We start from the raw sequence: 17,751 nt of genomic DNA, 5'->3' as shown, positions 1-17,751 counted from the left end.
AGGAGAAACTAAAAGTATAAAGGCCGACAGTTTGCTCGGCCTTTATACTTTATCATGAAGGTAAAACACCGATTATGGTGTTTTCTTCTTTGGCTGCTCCAGCACCACTACCGACCTGGCCGCTACCTCTAAGGTTTTGCCGTAAGTGTAGTGCTCTCCCTTCTTATCCATAGTACCGGTAGCTGTATCTATTACCTTGTGCCATGCCTCCCCATACTTTTTGGGTGGCAGTTTATACTTGAGTGGCTCATAGTGTGCATTGAAAATCACGTAGAAACTGTCGTCTATGATCTGTTCGCCTTTGGGACCTTTGGCGTGCAGCCCCTTACCGTTCATGTACACTCCCAGTGATTTGGCATAGTCGTGGCTCCAGTTCTCCTCCGTCATCTCGCGGCCCTCTGGCAGAAACCAGACTATATCTTTCAGCTTTCCTCCTTTAATTGGCTGGCCTTTAAACCAGCCACGGCGGTTGAACACCGGGTGCTGTTTGCAGAACTTCACCAGCCGCTTCGTAAACTCCAGCAGGTCCTTGTCTGCATGTTCCCAGTTGAGCCACGATATTTCATTATCCTGGCAGTAAGCATTGTTGTTGCCCTGTTGCGTACGGCTGAACTCATCACCTGCCACCAGCATCGGCACCCCTTGCGAGAGGAACAGCGTGGTAAGGAAGTTGCGCTTCTGCTTTGCCCGGAGCGCCAGCACCTCCGGATCGTTAGTAGCTCCCTCTATTCCACAATTCCAGGAGCGGTTATGGCTTTCCCCATCATTGTTTCCCTCCCCATTGGCCATGTTGTGTTTCTCGTTGTAAGAGACCAAGTCGTTCAGCGTGAAGCCATCGTGGGCGGTGATGAAGTTTATACTTGCCGTAGGGCTGCGGTAGTCGTCGCGGTACAGGTCTGAGCTGCCTGTAAAGCGTTCGGCGAACTCTGCCAGCATACTATCCGCTCCGCGCCAATAGTCACGGATGCAGTCACGGTACTTGCCGTTCCACTCGCCCCAGCCGGGCGGAAAGTTACCAACGTGGTAGCCGCCTTCGCCCACATCCCAAGGCTCGGCGATAAGCTTCACCTGCGAGATCACCGGGTCCTGGTGAATAATATCGAAGAAGGCGCTCAGGCGGTCCACCTCGTGCAGCTCCCGTGCCAGTGTGGCGGCTAGGTCAAACCGGAAGCCATCCACGTGCATTTCCAATATCCAGTAGCGCAGGCTGTCCATGATGAGGCGCAGCACGTGGGGCAGGTTGGCATTCAGGGTATTTCCTGTGCCAGTATAGTCCATGTAGTAGCGCTGATCCTCGGTCAGGCGGTAATACCCTACATTGTCGATCCCCCTGAAAGAGAGCGTGGGCCCCATTTGGTTACCCTCAGCCGTATGGTTGTACACCACATCCAGGATTACCTCAATGCCAGCTTTGTGCAGCGCCTTTACCATCTCCTTAAACTCCACCACCTGCTCCCCGTGAGTGCCACTGCTGGAGTAGCGAACGTCTGGGGCAAAGTAGCCGATTGTATTGTAGCCCCAATAGTTCGACAGCCCTTTCTCTACCAGGTGGCGGTCGTTTATAAAATGGTGCACCGGCATCAGCTCTACGGCAGTTATGCCCAATTCATGCAGATATTTTATAGTGACCGGATGTCCCAAGGCGGCATAAGTACCTCTTATTTCTTCCGGTATGTCCGGGTGCAGTTTGGTGAATCCCTTTACATGGGTTTCATAGATGATGGTTTTATGGTATGGGATCTTCGGCATTTCAATCCCTTCCCAATCAAAAGTTGGATTAACCACCACTGATTTGGGAATATAGGGAGCGCTGTCTGTCTTGCTGAAGCTCAGGTCTTTGTCGGGGTATCCCATTCTGTACCCGAAAAGAGAATCGTGCCACTCGATGGTACCCGCAATGGCTTTGGCATAAGGGTCTAATAATACTTTGTGAGGGTTGAAACGGTGCCCGTTATGTGGCTCATATGGCCCGTGCACGCGGTACCCGTACAACTGACCTGGTTTGGCTTCTGGGAGGTAAGTATGCCAGACGTGATGCGTACGCTCCGTCAGGTTTACTTTGGCGTACTCTGCTTCATCGTCTGAACTTTTAAACAGGCAGAGCTCCACCTTCGTAGCATTCTCAGCGAAAAGTGCAAAGTTCACTCCCTTACCATCCCAGGTGGCACCTAAAGGGTACGGGCTTCCGGGATAACTTTCAATCGTCATATCATTCTGTGTTTAATGCATCGGTAAATGTAGTTGCTCTAACCAATGGTTGATTTTTCAATGCAAGCAGCAACTGCTTTTCTGGAGCTTCTACAATTAGTACAACCGTTATACTTTAACTACTGTAAATTGTTTGTCCGGGATTTATACTTTGGATGATGGGGCTGTTGCGGCCATAGTATAAGTTGCATAGCTGCTATCGTTATGTGGACAGGTGCATACCCACCCCTGCCCCTCCCGAGAGGGGAATCATACCTCACCCCAGCCCTCTCCTTTTCTCGAGGGCCCCTACCCCAAAACAGGAGAGGGAGTCCGGTCCCAGTGATATAGCAATGGCTATCGAAAACTGTTCCCAGTCTTTCCGTTGAGCGCCTTGTATTGATGCGGTGCCCGGAGGGCAGCCTGCAGCGCAGCGATGGCAGCTTCAATACACAGTGCGATGCGGGAAGACGAGCCCTCCCGGGCTAGAGGGAGCCACAGCCAGAGGTGCAACGATAGGTATGTAGGACTGAGGATGAACAGTAGCTAGGAAGGATAGCTTGTTTCAAATAGCGACTAAGAAAGCCATAAAGTATGGCTCAAACGGATCAGGAAATCCGCGGCAGAGAGGTTCCGGACAAGGATGTCCGGAACAGCGGGAAAGGCAGGTATTAAGTATAGCCAAAGTATAAGGGATGGCTACAGTTGCATTACAAACGCAACATCATAAAAAGACACAAGTCTGAAGAATTGCGCCAGAAGGGAGCCGGGAAGAGGCAATGAAAGTATAAAGTACAGCCATGGAAAGTATAAACTAAGAATCAGCCGCAGCTAAAAAGGATTACCTAAACCGCAATAATACTTAACATAATATTCAAACTACACAATCCTAACAACATCCAATTCCCTGATCTCTGCTTTATAATCCGGAGGAAGAATAAGCTCCTTCAGCAGCCACTCAGCATTAAAGGCACGGCTGAGTTTGTAGCCCGCCAGCACCGGTTTCAGCACGGGAACACGCCACAGCCTTAATTGTGCCCGCACATGCTCCGGCACAACCAGCACCTGCGCCTGCAGCAGCAGCCAGTAACGTACACGCCCGAGGTTCTTTTTGTACTGCTGGTACAGGTCAGAAGTATACTTGCTCTCCTCCAGGTTTTGGAGCAGATGTTCCTCCCGCGCCAGTTGCCACTCCGGGTAAGAACTTGGCAAACCCTGAATGCCCATACGTGTGCCTACGCGGTTAAAAACTTCAAACACCTCGGCTTTCTCCTCCTCCGTCAGCCTGCGCTCCAACAACTCATAGGCCCGGATAGAGTAGTCTATCAGCATAAAAAGCACGTCACGGTAGGCCCAGTCAGGGATAGCATAGCCGCGCCTGGACTCTACCCCGGCATGGATGGCGGCCATACTGTCGATGGCGCGGTGTGCGGCGGCCTCTTCGGAGAACACGATCTTACGGGCATAGCCCACGGTGGAGAATAGCCTTCCCAGCGGGTCGGCGGGGAGCCGGCCGGTAAAGTATAGCCAGTCTACAGCTTTGTTAAGGGCGAACTCCGCAGAGGCCCCGGCAAAGATGAAAAGGATGGTATCGCTCTTGCCCCAGATCTGGCGCACCACCGAGTTTTGCTGCACAAAATAATTCATACTTCCCTAACAAGTTTCCAGCCTAAAACGTGCGCATAGTATAAGGCATGATGATACAGAAATTATAAGAGAGTCTCCCGCACCCGTTTCAGCTCCTCCTCATTGTCCACCATCACCATCAATTTATCGTACGCTTCCAGCATGGTGGAGCCGTTCGGGGTAACAAACTTTCCGCCGCGGTCAATCAGCACGATAAGCGAATTTTTGGGCAGCTGCAGCTCTACCAGCGATTTGCCCACCCCACTGCTGCCCGGCCCAAGTTGGAGCTCCACCAACTCGTTTTTAGTGTTGTAACCCAGGTCCTCCCCTAACTGCACGCGCTTCGTAGAATCCTCCACCAAGCTAAGCCCCAGCCAGTCGGCCACCAGTTTCAGGGTGGTGCCCTGCAGCATAGCGGAGGTAAGCACGATAAAGAAAACAACGTTGAAAATCATGTCCGACCGTTCGAGGCCAGCCAGCATGGGATACGTAGCGAACACGATAGGAACGGCACCACGCAAACCAACCCACGACAAGTATACATTGTCCTTCCAGGTAGTCTTAAAAAAGGCCAAGCTCACGAAAACGCTGATCGGCCGCGCCACAAAGATCAGGAATAGCGACACCAGCAGTCCGACGCCTAGCACCGGCAGCACATGCGACGGAAACACCAGCAGGCCCAGCGTGAGGAACATCAGGATCTGCATGAGCCAGGCAATGCCGTCGTAAAAGCGGGTAAGGCTGCGCTTATGGATAAAGTTCTTGTTGCCAAGTATAACACTGGAGGCGTACACGGCCAGAAAGCCATTTCCGCCGATGAGGTTGGTAAACGCGAAAGTGAACAGCACCATTGCCAGCGTGAGGGCCGGGTACAGTCCATCCTGCTCCAGTTTAATGCGGTTGATCGTCCAGGCCATGACAAAACCCATCACCACCCCCATCACGGCGCCCAGGCTCATCTGCAGGAAAAACATGGGCACAAGGTCCCACAGGCTCGCGTCCGGGTTTGTCAGTAGAAAGGTGAAGCTTACGGTGAGGAAGTAAGCCATCGGGTCGTTACTGCCGGACTCCAGTTCCAGGGTAGGTCTCAGGTTATGATTCAGGCCGATGTTGCGGGAGCGAAGTATGGAGAAAACCGCCGCCGCATCCGTAGACGACACAATGGCCCCGAGTAGCATACCCTCGATCAGCGAAAAACCCAGCAGGTACGATACAAAGCCGCCCACCAGCACTGCCGTGATCAAGACGCCCAACGTGGAGAGGGTGATGCCACGCCACAGCACCGGTTTGGTGCTGTGCCAGCGGGTATCCAGTCCACCGGAAAAAAGTATGAGCGTCAGCGCCAGCGTACCCAGCGACTGGGCCGTCTGCGCATCGTCAAAATAAATCCCCCCGATACCCTCAGAGCCAGCCAGAATACCGACACCCAGGAATAGCACCAGTGCCGGCACCCCCAGCCTGCCCAGGCTCTTGCTCACCAGGATGCTCAGGAAAAGCAGGACGGAAACGCCAAACAAAATATCCTCAACGGTAAAATTCATACTTGTAAAAAAGGTTTATACTTCGGGTAAAAATAACTGCACATTCAAATTCAGCCATCCGTTCACCATCATCAATTCTCTGTAACGGCAAATACCAGGAACGAAACGAGCAGCATGAACAGGTAGATTCGAAGTACGTTAAAACGGCTCCTTTTGCCATAGTACCAAAACAGGCCACGATCAGGTACAACAAGCCCAACAAGAATCCCGAAGAGAGAAAGTATAGATATAATAACAGCAAAATCTGCCATAGGAATAATAAATTGCTCATGAAAGCACCAGCGCGCAAAGCAAACTCGCTAGCGCTGCACCATTAAAAAATACAGAAAGTGAAAATAGAAGCAAATACTACTTAAAAGCTGATTATCATAAGCTTATACTTGCATCATGAGAAAGTTTAGAAGCAGGAAGGCATGAGCAACCTATGGCGCGTTGGGTAGCACCGTGACGGGTAGCACCTGCTCCAGCAGCTGCCCCGCCGAAACCGGGGAAGTATAAAGTGGGAGCGCATCTGGCAAGAGCGCGGCAAAGAGGGGCAACAACAGCAGCGGTGCTGTGTGCAGCATTTGTTTCAGAACAAGCTCCGGGGCGGTTTGGGCATCCAGAAAGGCTTGCACCGTCTGCGGCTTCAGCACCTGCTCCTCGTCCTCCGGGCTGGCGGTCTTAAACCGCAGCACCGACTCGCTTACCGAGCCCTGCACCAAGTATCCGTATACCATCACCTCGTGGCCCGGCAACGTTAGGGACCACAGCAGCATAACCCACATTAGCGGGAATCGGAGCCAATGGCGACGTATGTTCCTGGTGTGCAGCATCAGCCCCAAAGATACAAATTTTATACTTTTAAAGAGCAGTGGATGCCACCATATCCGCACTGGCGCAATCTTTGCTAAACTCTTGCCGTTGCACCAAAAGTTGTACTTTTGCGTTTGAATGCAGCACGGCACGAACAACTGCCGCATCGATACAGCACCAAAACAAAACATGAGGGCTACGCTCAAAAAGATAATTAAATTCCTGGTTACGAAGATCATGGCGCCGTTTGTGCGCCTAGTTTACGGTGAGCTCTCCGCTTTCTGGAAGAGCCAGAAGCCAAAGTTTACCCCTACTTACTGGCAGCAGAAGCGGGCGGAGTGGCAGGACAGCCGAAGCCGCTCAGACTACCGGTTCCTCTTCCGCATATTCCTGAAGCTCTCTCTGTTCGGCATTTTGCTGATGGTGCTGTTCTACTTCGCCGTTTATGCCGGTTTCCTGGGCGGCATGCCCTCAGCCAAAGAACTCAAGTCGGTGCACAACAACACAGCCTCGGAAGTATATGCTGCGGATGGCGAGCTGCTGGGCCGCTACTACATACAAGACCGCACCAACGTAAAGTATACTGACATTTCGCCGGCTGCCATTAACGCCTTAATAGCAACGGAAGACGCTCGGTTTTATGACCACAGCGGTGTGGATGTGCGCAGCCTGGGCCGCGTGCTTGTTAAATCCGTCCTAATGCAGGATGAAAGCTCCGGTGGGGGCAGCACCCTAAGCCAGCAGCTGGCCAAAAACCTGTATCCGCGCAAGAATTACTGGCTCTGGGATATGCCCATCAACAAACTGCGTGAGATGATCATTGCCCGAAAGCTGGAGGGTATATACTCAAAGGAAGAGCTGCTGGAGCTGTACCTGAACACGGTGCCGATGGGTGGCAACCTGTATGGCATTGAGCGTGCCTCGCGCCGCTTCTTCAACACCTCCGCCGCCGGACTTAAAACCGAGCAGGCTGCCGTACTCATCGGCATGCTGAAGGCCACCACCACCTATAATCCTCGCCTCGATCTGGAACGCTCCACCAGGCGCCGCAACGTAGTGCTGGGGCAGATGGCCAAGTATGAGTACCTGAGCGCCGAAGAAGCCGACTCGCTGAAGCAACTGCCCCTGAAGCTGGACTACAACTACACGACCCACAACGATGGCATTGCCCCCTACTTTCGGGAGCACCTGCGGCAGGAGCTGGTGGAGTGGGCAGCCAGCAAAAAGAAGACGAACGGAGAGCCGTACAACCTGTACAAGGACGGCCTGAAGATCTATACTACCATTGATGCCGGAATGCAGCGCCATGCCGAGGCTTCGGTGCGAAAGCACATGGCCCAATTGCAGAAACTGTTTGATGCCCATTGGCGCGGCCGCACGCCCTGGGGCCGTAATTCTGAGGTGATCCAGGTGGCCATGCAGCGCTCTGACCGCTACCGGAAAATGAAAGATGCCGGTAAGTCTGAAGCTGATATCCTGGAAGCTTTCCGGCAACCGGTTGCAATGCAGGTTTATGGCTGGAATGGTAACAACAAGAAAGAAATGAGTCCAATGGACTCTTTGGCCTATTATTCGCGCTTCCTGAACACCGGGCTGCTTTCTGTGGAGCCGCATTCGGGCTATGTTCGTGCGTGGGTGGGCGGCATCAACCACCATGTTTTTAAGTATGATCACGTGAAGGCCAAGAGACAGGTTGGTTCCACCTTTAAACCAATTGTTTACGCAACTGCGCTTGAACAAGGACTTAAACCCTGTGACTACTTCCCTAATGAGCGCATGACCTACCCGGAGTACGATAACTGGTCGCCGCGCAACGCCACGGAGGAGTACGGCGGGGAGTACAGCATGCGAGGGGCATTGGCCCATTCCGTAAACACCATCTCTGCCCAGATGATCATGAAGGCGGGCGTGGGAAAAACCGTGGCCATGGCACATAGGCTGGGGATAGATTCTAAATTGCCGGAGGTACCTTCGCTGGCCCTTGGCACGGCAGACCTCTCGCTGCATGAGATGGTAACGGCCTATGCCACATTTGCCAACCGCGGCTACCAGGTAGAGCCGGTGTACATCACCAAAATTGAGGACCGCGAAGGACGGGTGCTGCGTGAGCACCGGGAGGGCGAAGGAGTGAAGAAAGTGGTTTCAGAAGAAACAGCCGCCATCATGCTGCACCTGATGCAGGGCGTGGTGGAGGAAGGCAGCGCAGCCAAACTTCGGTCTACTTACGGGCTGCAAATGGATATTGCCGGCAAAACTGGTACAACCCAGGATAATGCCGATGGCTGGTTCATTGGCATCACGCCGCAATTGGTAACCGGCGTTTGGGTGGGCGGCGAAAGCCCGGAGGTACGTTTCCGGACACTGGAGTTGGGCCAGGGCTCACGAACAGCTTTGCCTATCTGGGGCGAGTACATCCGCCGCATCGCGATCGACCCGACTTACAAAGGCTACTACAACAGCCGCTTCGACCCGCTGCCGCCAAGACTACAAAATGCGCTTAACTGCGAGCCGTACCGTGCGGAGCCGCCACGGGAGAATTTCCTGGAGCGTGTGTTTGACAGGATCGGAGAAAAAGCTGCTCAGAGTTACGAGGAGTGGAAAGAAAGCTGGAAGGAGCGCCGCAAACAGCAGCGGGAGGAGCGCAAACGCAGACGGAGGAATTAGGCCGAAAAGCCTAAACCTCCTGGTAATCTTCGCTCCTGTCCAGGCGGTTAAACTGCTCCACCAGCTCTTCCGGTAGCGTGGTCAGTTTACGCTTGTGCAGGTCGAGCCAGGCACCTTCCACGCTAACTACGGCAGCCTTTACGCCATCCTCCCTGAAAACTTCATGCCGGATAGACCAGCGGGAGCCGTCGGGGCGGCTTTTAGTCATTTCCACGGTTACCGTCAGGTGCTCGTTTATACCTACCTCGCGCAGGTAAACCAGTTCTTCCCGAAACAGTATAGGGCCGATGTGCAGTTTCTGAAACGCCTTCAGGTCTAGCCCGAGCCTATCCAGCACTACAATGCGGGCCTGTGCGGCGAAATCGGCGTATGCGGAGTGGCGCATGTGCATGTTAGCATCCAGGTGCGACCACATCACTTTGCCTTCGTATTTATTATCCATCAATTTTATCTTTAAACAAAGGTACAAAAAGCATCCTCTAAATTAAACCCGAAACGCAAATCAGGTTTCCACTAAAGTACAAAAAGGAAGCTTTTTACTTCCACTAGAAGAATTTAACTTAAAAATTAGCGTTGCTCCCCATCTATTCAGCATAAATTTTGTTGTTTTGCAGTCGCAATAACTCATCAAGAAGATAATCAATGAAAAAATTAGCGAGTGTTTTCTTCCTGTGCCTGCTGCTAACGAGCCAGGTGTTCGCCTGGGGCCAGAACGGCCACCGTGCTGTTGGCCTGGTGGCGGAGCAGCACCTGAGCAAAAAGGCGAAGAAGAAAATCATGAAGGTTTTGGCGGATAACTCCCTGGCCGAAGTTTCGGTGTGGATGGATGATATCAAAAGCGATGACGCCTACGACCATACGCATGACTGGCACTGGGTTACCATACAGGATGGCGAAAACTACGAGCAATCCGAAAAGAACCCAAACGGAGACGTGCTCGGAAAAATAGAGGAAATCACCAAAACCCTAAAAGCCGGAAACCTGAGCAAAGAGCAGGAGCAGGAATACCTGAAGTACCTGGTGCACCTGGTAGGCGACATTCACCAGCCCCTGCACGTGGGCACGGGCGATGACCAGGGTGGCAACCAGGTAAAAGTACAGTGGTTCTACCAGCCGTCTAACCTGCACCGCGTATGGGACAGCGACATGATTGACGGCAAGAGCCTGAGCTTTACCGAGATTGTACGCTTCCTGGGCGAGCCGGAAAAAGAGCAGATAAAGCAATGGCAGTCAACCAACGTGAGAGACTGGGCCCAGGAGTCTATGAGCTACCGCCCGCAGGTGTACAACCTGCCGGAAGACAAGAAGATAGGCTACCGCTACGCATACGAGAACTATAGCCTGGTGGAGCAGCGCCTGCTGCAGGCGGGCATCCGCCTAGCGGGTCTTCTGAACGAAATCTACGGATAAGTTTCACCATGCCATATTTTGCGAAACAGCCACAGTACGCTTCCCAATGAGCGGCTGTGGCTGTTTCGTTTTAACCCGAGCAGCCTGACTTATACTTCGTGCTGGCTGTAAAGTATAAGCCTGAATTACAAGTATAAATCAAAGCTGCCCCTTACGGAAAGGCCTGATTTTCGGATTCAGTTTTTTCTTAAACAGAGTTAACCTAACTTTACCCCCTCATACACAAACCATTACCTCAATTCAAATAAAGCATGGAGTCATACTTCCACCTGAAGCGCCACAACACAAACGTTAAAACAGAGGTACTTGCAGGCATTTCTTCTTTCCTGGCCACAGCTTACATCATTGTGGTAAACCCGACCATTCTGGCGCAGGCTGGCATGCCTTTTTCCGGTGTGCTGACGGCCACGGTGCTGGTATCATTCTTCAGTAGTGTGATGATGGGCCTGTATGCCCGCAACCCCATTCTGGTTGCGCCGGGCATGGGCCTGAATGCCTTCTTCACGTTCTCGGCAGTGCTGGGCATGGGGATAACGTGGCAGGTAGCCCTGGGAGCTGTTTTCTGGTCTGGCATCGTGTTTCTCATCCTTTCCGTGTTTAACATACGGACGCTAATTGTCAGAGCTATCCCGCGACCACTGCGCTTTGCTATTGCCGCCGGCATTGGTTTGTTTATTACCCTCATTGGCTTTGCAAACGCTAAATTTATAGTGGCAAACCCGGCTACCATTATCGGCGTTAGCCCTATGACCCCTGCCCTGCTCACTTTTCTGGCCGGCCTTCTTTTAACGGCGGTGCTAATAGTGCGCAACGTAAAGGGTGGCATTCTGCTGGGCATTCTGTTCACAACCTTGGCGGCTTACCCGCTGGGCCGTTGGTGGGCCACCGACATGGCGCCGCTCATTACCTGGCAGGGTTTTGCCTCCGCCCCGGATTTCAGCCTCCTCTTAGAGCTCGACATCGTGAACTCCTTTAAGCTATCCATTGTGCCGGTGATCTTTGCTTTTGTGTTCACGGATATGTTTGACAGTATCTCCACGTTTGTGGGGCTGGCCGAGGCTGCAGACCTGATGGACGAGCACGGGGAACCGCGTAATGTGCAGCGCTCGCTTACCACCGATGCCGTGGCCACCACCCTGGCTGGTCTGGTTGGCTCGAGCCCCGGTACGGCCTACATCGAGTCGGCAGTAGGTATAGAGGCTGGTGGCCGCACTGGACTCACTGCTGTGGTAGGTGGCCTGCTGTTCCTGCCCTTCCTGTTTCTGGCACCGCTGCTGTCTATGATCCCGGCTATTGCCACGGCTCCGGCGTTGGTGCTGGTAGGGGCTTTTATGGTGCGCCCGATCACTAAAATCGATTGGTTTAAAATGGATGATGCTATCCCGGCTTTCCTGGCGATGGTGCTGATTCCTTTCACCTATTCCATCACGCAAGGCATCATCTGGGGCTTCCTGAGTTGGACGGCCCTGAAGGTAGTTAGCGGTAAGCGAAAAGAGGTAAGTATAGCCCTTTGGGTAATTGACGCCTTTGCTATACTTGCACTGATATTTTAGCACCGAAATCAGCCTGTTTCAGGTAAAAGTGTGGAACTTTTCCCCACAGTGAACTTGATTTAACCATATTTCTGTTTGCAGTACTGTTGATGTTTCAGATTTTTTAGTAATCTTAAACAATATTTAACACACAGTAGGGTTAAGCCTGTAAGTAAAGGTGCTTAAAAAGATATAATTCTTTATCTTCACCTGCCGGACGGCCCATTTCAGGAATACAAAATTAAGTACAAACCAAATCCTTAAATTATGAAGGCACTCTTTTTCTCCCTCGCCCTAATGTGCTCCGCTACCATGGTGCAGGCACAGGGCAACAAAGCAGAAAAAGCACCTGCAGCCAACGCAAAACTAGAAAAGCAATTTGAGAGCCTGAAGAGCAGCTCGAACACCTGGCAGGGCTACAAAGTTGTAAAAATCTCCACACTGGACTCTTTCTGGAGAACCGTGCAGGAGACCGTAGCCAGCAAAGACAAAAAACTCGAGAACTTTGAGGAAGAGGCAGACGCCAAACTGCAGGAAGCCCGCAAAGACGTTGCCGCACAAGAGCAGCAGCTGCAGACCATGCAGAACGAGATGAAGCAGAAGGAGCTGGAAATTCAGCAGAGCATGCATGACATCACGCACATCTCGGTGCTTGGCATAGACCTTCCGAAGCAGTTCTACGTGCTGCTGAACACTGGTATCATCATCGCCCTGCTGATAGCACTTGGCGTGATGATGGTGCAGCATAAGAGCAGCAAAACCACTGCCAATGAGAAGCGCAGAGCTTACGATGAAATGGAGCTGGAGCTGAACGAGTATAAAAAGAGTGCCCGTGAGCGCGAACTGAAAATTAAGCGTGAATTGCAGACAGAGCTTAACCGCGTGGAGGAACTGAAGCAGCAGCTTGCCTCGGTTAAGAAGCAGCCTCAGATTTAAGAGCGCCAAGGTAGTTACCATATCTCAAGTCCCCGGTTGAAGCATATGCAGCCGGGGATTTTTGTTTAGAAGGATGTCGAAACTTGCATCTGTGGCGAATTTAGCACAAGTTTATACTTCAGAATAAATCACCCTTAATAACAACATGAAGTATACTTCTACTGCCCTTTTCTCGCTGCTGCTGGCCAGCGCCTGCCTCTACAGCTGCAGCCCGAACCCTTATGCCAGCACAAACCGCGAACACAAGAAACAGCTCAAAGCGTACTCGAAGCAGCTGCGTACTGTACCTGCCATTGATCCGGAAACATCTACACTGACATTTGGAGAGCATTGGGTGGGCACCACCAACTTCAGCTTGCGCCGCCCTAACTTCGTGGTGATCCACCATACTGCCCAGAACTCCACCGACCATACGTTAAAGACCTTTACCAAGCCGCAAACGCAGGTGAGTGCGCATTACGTAATTGGCCGCGACGGCAAAGTATACCACATGCTGAACGATAACCTGCGTGCCTGGCACGGGGGCAACAGCCGCTGGGGCAACAACACGGATCTCAACTCCTCCTCCATCGGTATAGAGTTGGACAACAACGGCGCCGAGCCGTTTGAGGAGGCGCAGATCAGCAGCCTGCTGGAGGTGCTGGCCATGCTCAAGGAAACCCACGGCATCCCGGCAGAGAACTTTATTGGCCACTCCGACATTGCCCCGGTACGAAAGGTAGATCCGAACGCCACTTTCCCTTGGAAAAGGCTGGCCGAGCATGGCTATGGCCTGTGGTATGATGAGGGCGTAGTGGAGCAATACCTACAGCCAGCAGCGCCCATCACGGTGCTCGACAGCACCGGTACAGAGCCTGTACTTATACTTCAGCCCCTGGATTCGATCTCGACCATACCGCCGCATTTCAACCCGAAGGAGGCGCTCCGTATCATCGGATACGATACCCGAGACATGCCCGCCGCCATTCGTGCCTTTAAGCTGCACTTTATCCAGGATGAAGTAAGTATGGAGCTGACGGAAAAAGACAAGATCATACTTTACAACCTGTATCAGAAGTATCTGTAGAAGTTTACAAATCTTAAATTCCCTGTAAAATAAATCGTCCCCGGCAAGAGCAGTTTCTCTCACCGGGGACGGTTTATACTTTTATAAGTAAAGATAAGTGTTCAGCAATTTTACCTTTCTACCTTCTACGCCAGCATATTCCAGACATACTGTAGCATAAGGCCACATAGGTAAGCGCCATAGGTACCCACGGCATAGCCCAGCACGGCAAGCAGCACACCCACCGGGGCCAGGTAGCGGTTAAAGGCCGCCGCCACAATAGGAGCCGACGCTGCCCCGCCGATATTGGCCTGGCTCCCCACGGCCACGTAGAAGAACGGTGCCCGGATGATACGCGCCACCACCAACATGATCAGGATGTGGAAGGTGATCCAGAAAGCGCCCACCAGGAACAGCTTGGGGTTGTCGAGCACAGCGCCCAGGTCCATGCTCATGCCGATGGTTGCCACCAGGAAGTACAGGAACACAGAACCAAAACGGGAGGCACCGTAGCCCTCCAGGTCGCGCGCCTTGGTAAACGAGAGCACCAGGCCGGCGGTTGTGGCAATAATTACCAACCAGAAGAAGCCACTGGTGATGGAGTAAGTTTCCAGCTCCGGAAAGTTCTCGGCAAAGTATGGCGCTATGATATCTGAAAGAAAGTGGGAAAGGCCGGTGAAGCCGAAGGCCACCCCGAGCAGCACCATGGTGGAGGTGATGGTAGGCATCATGCGCTTACCGGCCTGCAGCCCCTCCAATCGCTCCTCCAGCTCCCTGATCGGGCGGCTGTCGGCGTTGAGCAGCTTATCGATCTTCTCGGGCTTCTGCGAAAAGTAAAGCAGGAAGCCCATCCAAACATTGGCTACCAGCACATCCACGGCAATCATTTGCCCGAAAGCCTCCTTGCTCGCCCCGAACACCTCCAGCATGGCCGCCTGGTTTGCGCCGCCGCCAATCCAGCTACCTGAGATCGTGGCCAGTCCTTTCCATACTTCGTCATCGCCGGTATACAGCACGTCCGGGAACATAGAACCCACCAGGAACAAGGCCAGCGGACCGCCTAGCATCACCCCCACCGTACCGGCAAAGAACATGATCACGGCCTTGCTACCCAGCATGCGCAGCGACTTAAAGTCGATGCTGATGGTGAGCAGGATGAGCGAGGCCGGCAGGAAAAAGCGAGAGGCCACAAAGTATAACTGCGAGGTCTCACCGGAGATAACATTAAACGTGTTGAGCAGGGCTGGCAGGAAGTAGCACAACAGCAGCGAAGGGATAACTTTGTAAAAGCGGACCCAAAAACGGTGCGTGCTGGAGGCTGTATGGAAAACCAGTGCCAGGATGACGAGCAGGATGCCCAGTACCACAGCTTCGTTGGTGAGCAGTGGCGTACTTGATTCGGTCATGAGTAGGTGTTGTGTTAGATCGTTTCGGGTGAATTATTCTTCAACTATACTCGGGAAAGCAGGCTTCTGCCCTGCCCCAAACTTTAAAGTTAGAACGACTATAGCCCAAAGCCAACACAAGCCCTATATTTTTTGGTATAGCTATACTTTCTCAGAAACGGCTTCGAAACTACAGCTGAACTTTTACCTTAGTTTTATAAATTTGACTTTTAGCCACCAAGTATAAAACTGCCATGCCTACTCTAGAAAATGCCCTGGACTCCCTCTTAGCACGCCATTTCACGCGTTTTACGCCTGGCGCTGTGCTACTGGTAGCCCGGGAAGATGAAGTTTTATACTTGCGTGGAGCAGGTAAGGCGAATTTAGACACCGGTGCTGCCATCACGCCGGACACAACTTTCAGGTTAGCCTCCGTCTCAAAGCAGTTCACCGCTATGTGTGTACACCTGCTGGCGCAGCGGGGCCTGCTGAAGTTTACAGACAGTATCGGTTTATACTTCCCGGAGCTGGCTCATTTTAGCGAAATACGGCTGTTGCACCTGCTAAACCATACTTCCGGCCTCCCCGACTTTGAAGAACACATCCCCGAAAACCAGGCAGCCCAACTAACAGATGAGCATGTGCTGCGGATAACTGCCGCACAACCGGCACTCCTCTTCTCGCCCGGCAACCAATACCGCTACAGTAACACGGGCTACGTGCTGCTGGGCCTGCTGGTGGAACGGGTAGCAAGTATAAACTATGCTGATTTTCTGCTTGAGAACATATTTGAGCCCTTGCAAATGCCCCATTCCATACTTTACCAGCCTGAAGCTGCCATTCCGAACAGAGCGATGGGCTACAGCAGGGCTGCCGAAGACAGGTTTGAACTTTCAGACCAGAACATCGGCACGGCCACCCGCGGCGACGGCTGCATTTATACTTCCGCAAAGGATTACCTGAAGTGGCACCGGAGTTTATCATCCCACCCTTTATTTAACATAAATAACAAACTAAACAAAAACATAGCAACTATTGACGAAGCAAAAAGCTGGCGTTACGGCATGGGCTGGTTTCAGGCAGAGGATGGCAACGGCACCTCCGAACTCTTCCACAGCGGAGACACCTCCGGCTTCACCAACCTCGTCATGCGACTCCCCCACCACAATACGGTTATTGCCTGCTTCTCCAATATCGCCGGGAACCAGGTTTTTCTGGATGACTTGCTGCAGGTGCTTAGTCATTTTCCGGAGCTCAGCCCTAAATCGGAGTTGGTGAAGCAGCTACAGCAACTGACACGGTAATTGTTTGCCAGTATTGGCTTGAAAACAAAAAAGAGACGCAAGATTTTGCGTCTCTTTATAAGTCGGCTCTCCCCTGTTTTCAGGAAAGGGCCTGTTTTGAATTACTTACTGATACAGATTTGTTTTACGCAGGTCAACAACCGCATCCTCAGGGGTAATGCGCTTGGCACGCAGAAAACGCTTAAGCTCCGACTCATCATAGTTTTCGGCATCCGGATTCATGCTGCTGATGCGCACACGGCCGGCAGAGTGGATGAACTCCTGGTTACCGCCAATCCACATACCCACGTGCACTACACGCTCTGATTTCCCGTCCTTCGCTGGAACGCCGAAGAAGAGCAGGTCGCCGGGCTGCAGGTTATTCCAGCCATTCGAGGTATCCACCAGTTCGCCCATGTGCACCTGCTGCGAGGCATCGCGGGGAAGCACCAGTCCGTTCATAAAGTATACTGTTTTGGTAAAGCCACTGCAGTCCACGCCTTTAAACGAGGTACCGCCCCACAGGTAAGGCAGCCCCAGCAGCTGTTTGCTGGTATTCACCAGGTTCTCGCCGCTCGGCTTGCGGCCGGCTATCCACTCATCATACTTTACAGACTCCGCAGCCGGCACAAAGCCTTTTCTACCATCCGGAAAAGTAACCGCATAGAAGTCGCCCTCCTTCTGCTGCAGCGCCAGCACATCGCCAAAAACCAGGTCCGACACGGTGCCAGACGTAGCATTGGCTGTTTCGTAGGCGAAGCCATACGGCTTTGTGTAGAGCAGCTTCGGGCTTTTCTGCCAGGTATCAAAAGAGGATTTGTCCATCAGGGTTACGCCCATGGCATCTACCCAGGCCAGGTATTTGTCCGGGGTTTGCACCAGGTACCAGCCTCTCTCCTTTTTATACACCTGTACCGGCGTGCCCATAGTGGCCTGCGTAGCCAACTCTGCGGGGTGCTTCGGTTCTGAGCGCAGGTTCGCCACAGAAATGGTGATTACCCCGAAAGTCTTGCCTTCCAGCTCCGCCTCCGGCAGCACCTGAATACTGTCCACAATGGTGATGTTCTCCGCCTTCAGTTTGTCCAGCAGTTCCTGCTTTGCCTCCGGCATGTTTGTTTCACCAGAGAGCACATTGCCCCGTTGTTCCACCTTAAACAGAGCCACACGCTTGTCAGGCGCATAGTGCTGGCGCACGGCCTCAATGTATGGCTCCATCGAGGCATCTGCAGTGGCAGTAGAGGTGGTAGCTTCCTTTCCTGTGGTGCAGGCCATCAGAAAGCCAAGGGCAAGTATGAGGTAATTTCTTTTCATCATGTTTTATAAGGCGCCGCGGCTAATCAAGGCCGC

14 protein-coding genes are annotated in these 17,751 nt (G+C 52.6%); 6 read left to right on the top strand and 8 right to left on the bottom strand.

What is annotated here, in order from left to right; all coding sequences use genetic code 11:
• Nucleotides 1-72: 72 nt before the first annotated feature.
• The 5 genes from glgX to OO017_RS10600 form a co-directional block, all read right to left on the bottom strand.
• Nucleotides 73-2,208, bottom strand: a complete 2,136-nt coding sequence (glgX, locus tag OO017_RS10620; RefSeq protein ID WP_266052457.1) for a glycogen debranching protein GlgX — start codon at nt 2,206-2,208, stop codon at nt 73-75.
• A gap of 858 nt (nt 2,209-3,066) precedes the next feature.
• On the bottom strand, nt 3,067-3,834 hold the full coding sequence (locus OO017_RS10615) for an oxygenase MpaB family protein (protein ID WP_266052456.1): 768 nt from the start codon (nt 3,832-3,834) through the stop codon (nt 3,067-3,069).
• A 62-nt stretch (nt 3,835-3,896) separates the two neighbouring features.
• Nucleotides 3,897-5,354, bottom strand: a complete 1,458-nt coding sequence (locus tag OO017_RS10610; protein ID WP_266052455.1) for a potassium/proton antiporter — start codon at nt 5,352-5,354, stop codon at nt 3,897-3,899.
• 71 nt (nt 5,355-5,425) lie between these two features.
• Nucleotides 5,426-5,605 (bottom strand): hypothetical protein, encoded by a 180-nt coding sequence (locus OO017_RS10605; RefSeq protein WP_266052454.1) that lies wholly within the window; start codon nt 5,603-5,605, stop codon nt 5,426-5,428.
• Between the two features lie 171 nt (nt 5,606-5,776).
• Nucleotides 5,777-6,112 carry a hypothetical protein gene (locus tag OO017_RS10600; RefSeq protein WP_266052453.1) on the bottom strand — a complete coding sequence of 112 codons (336 nt, stop codon included), beginning with the start codon at nt 6,110-6,112 and terminating at the stop codon, nt 5,777-5,779.
• Between the two features lie 226 nt (nt 6,113-6,338).
• Here OO017_RS10600 and OO017_RS10595 point away from each other — a divergent pair, with 226 nt between their 5' ends.
• Nucleotides 6,339-8,813, top strand: a complete 2,475-nt coding sequence (locus OO017_RS10595; RefSeq protein WP_266052452.1) for a penicillin-binding protein 1A — start codon at nt 6,339-6,341, stop codon at nt 8,811-8,813.
• A gap of 10 nt (nt 8,814-8,823) precedes the next feature.
• Here OO017_RS10595 and OO017_RS10590 read toward each other — a convergent pair whose 3' ends face one another.
• Nucleotides 8,824-9,255, bottom strand: coding sequence for an acyl-CoA thioesterase (locus OO017_RS10590; RefSeq protein ID WP_266052451.1), 432 nt, complete (start codon nt 9,253-9,255; stop codon nt 8,824-8,826).
• Between the two features lie 200 nt (nt 9,256-9,455).
• Here OO017_RS10590 and OO017_RS10585 point away from each other — a divergent pair, with 200 nt between their 5' ends.
• The 4 genes from OO017_RS10585 to OO017_RS10570 all read left to right on the top strand — a co-directional run bounded on the left by OO017_RS10585 (nt 9,456) and on the right by OO017_RS10570 (nt 13,757).
• Nucleotides 9,456-10,223, top strand: coding sequence for a S1/P1 nuclease (locus tag OO017_RS10585; protein ID WP_266052450.1), 768 nt, complete (start codon nt 9,456-9,458; stop codon nt 10,221-10,223).
• A gap of 251 nt (nt 10,224-10,474) precedes the next feature.
• Nucleotides 10,475-11,776 (top strand): NCS2 family permease, encoded by a 1,302-nt coding sequence (locus OO017_RS10580; RefSeq protein ID WP_266052449.1) that lies wholly within the window; start codon nt 10,475-10,477, stop codon nt 11,774-11,776.
• A gap of 246 nt (nt 11,777-12,022) precedes the next feature.
• Nucleotides 12,023-12,691, top strand: a complete 669-nt coding sequence (locus OO017_RS10575; RefSeq protein ID WP_266052448.1) for a hypothetical protein — start codon at nt 12,023-12,025, stop codon at nt 12,689-12,691.
• A 145-nt stretch (nt 12,692-12,836) separates the two neighbouring features.
• A complete protein-coding gene (locus tag OO017_RS10570) occupies nt 12,837-13,757 on the top strand; it encodes an N-acetylmuramoyl-L-alanine amidase (RefSeq protein ID WP_266052447.1) in 921 nt (306 codons plus the stop codon).
• Between the two features lie 125 nt (nt 13,758-13,882).
• On the opposite strand, the gene OO017_RS10565 is transcribed toward OO017_RS10570, so the two are convergent.
• Nucleotides 13,883-15,142 carry a DUF819 family protein gene (locus tag OO017_RS10565; RefSeq protein WP_266052446.1) on the bottom strand — a complete coding sequence of 420 codons (1,260 nt, stop codon included), beginning with the start codon at nt 15,140-15,142 and terminating at the stop codon, nt 13,883-13,885.
• Nucleotides 15,143-15,375: 233 nt separating this feature from the next.
• Between OO017_RS10565 and OO017_RS10560 the strand changes: the two genes are divergently transcribed.
• Nucleotides 15,376-16,425 carry a serine hydrolase domain-containing protein gene (locus tag OO017_RS10560; RefSeq protein WP_266052445.1) on the top strand — a complete coding sequence of 350 codons (1,050 nt, stop codon included), beginning with the start codon at nt 15,376-15,378 and terminating at the stop codon, nt 16,423-16,425.
• Nucleotides 16,426-16,530: 105 nt separating this feature from the next.
• Here OO017_RS10560 and OO017_RS10555 read toward each other — a convergent pair whose 3' ends face one another.
• The gene (locus OO017_RS10555) at nt 16,531-17,718 is read right to left on the bottom strand and encodes a C40 family peptidase (protein WP_266052444.1); all 1,188 of its coding nucleotides are present in this window, start codon (nt 17,716-17,718) and stop codon (nt 16,531-16,533) included.
• Nucleotides 17,719-17,751 lie beyond the last annotated feature (33 nt).

The sequence above is a fragment of the Pontibacter anaerobius genome (genome assembly GCF_026241195.1).
Classification (GTDB): domain Bacteria; phylum Bacteroidota; class Bacteroidia; order Cytophagales; family Hymenobacteraceae; genus Pontibacter; species Pontibacter anaerobius.
This window is presented reverse-complemented; position numbering and strand designations above follow the sequence as displayed.

Excerpts from the sequence above, each read along its gene's own strand:
- OO017_RS10555 (WP_266052444.1), bottom strand. The coding sequence starts at position 17,718 with ATGATGAAAAGAAATTACCTCATACTTGCCCTTGGCTTTCTGATGGCC.
- OO017_RS10610 (WP_266052455.1), bottom strand. The coding sequence starts at position 5,354 with ATGAATTTTACCGTTGAGGATATTTTGTTTGGCGTTTCCGTCCTGCTT.
- OO017_RS10575 (WP_266052448.1), top strand. The coding sequence starts at position 12,023 with ATGAAGGCACTCTTTTTCTCCCTCGCCCTAATGTGCTCCGCTACCATG.
- OO017_RS10560 (WP_266052445.1), top strand. The coding sequence starts at position 15,376 with ATGCCTACTCTAGAAAATGCCCTGGACTCCCTCTTAGCACGCCATTTC.
- OO017_RS10565 (WP_266052446.1), bottom strand. The coding sequence starts at position 15,142 with ATGACCGAATCAAGTACGCCACTGCTCACCAACGAAGCTGTGGTACTG.
- OO017_RS10600 (WP_266052453.1), bottom strand. The coding sequence starts at position 6,112 with ATGCTGCTGTGGTCCCTAACGTTGCCGGGCCACGAGGTGATGGTATAC.
- OO017_RS10595 (WP_266052452.1), top strand. The coding sequence starts at position 6,339 with ATGAGGGCTACGCTCAAAAAGATAATTAAATTCCTGGTTACGAAGATC.
- OO017_RS10590 (WP_266052451.1), bottom strand. The coding sequence starts at position 9,255 with ATGGATAATAAATACGAAGGCAAAGTGATGTGGTCGCACCTGGATGCT.
- OO017_RS10615 (WP_266052456.1), bottom strand. The coding sequence starts at position 3,834 with ATGAATTATTTTGTGCAGCAAAACTCGGTGGTGCGCCAGATCTGGGGC.
- OO017_RS10570 (WP_266052447.1), top strand. The coding sequence starts at position 12,837 with ATGAAGTATACTTCTACTGCCCTTTTCTCGCTGCTGCTGGCCAGCGCC.
- glgX (WP_266052457.1), bottom strand. The coding sequence starts at position 2,208 with ATGACGATTGAAAGTTATCCCGGAAGCCCGTACCCTTTAGGTGCCACC.
- OO017_RS10580 (WP_266052449.1), top strand. The coding sequence starts at position 10,475 with ATGGAGTCATACTTCCACCTGAAGCGCCACAACACAAACGTTAAAACA.
- OO017_RS10605 (WP_266052454.1), bottom strand. The coding sequence starts at position 5,605 with ATGGCAGATTTTGCTGTTATTATATCTATACTTTCTCTCTTCGGGATT.
- OO017_RS10585 (WP_266052450.1), top strand. The coding sequence starts at position 9,456 with ATGAAAAAATTAGCGAGTGTTTTCTTCCTGTGCCTGCTGCTAACGAGC.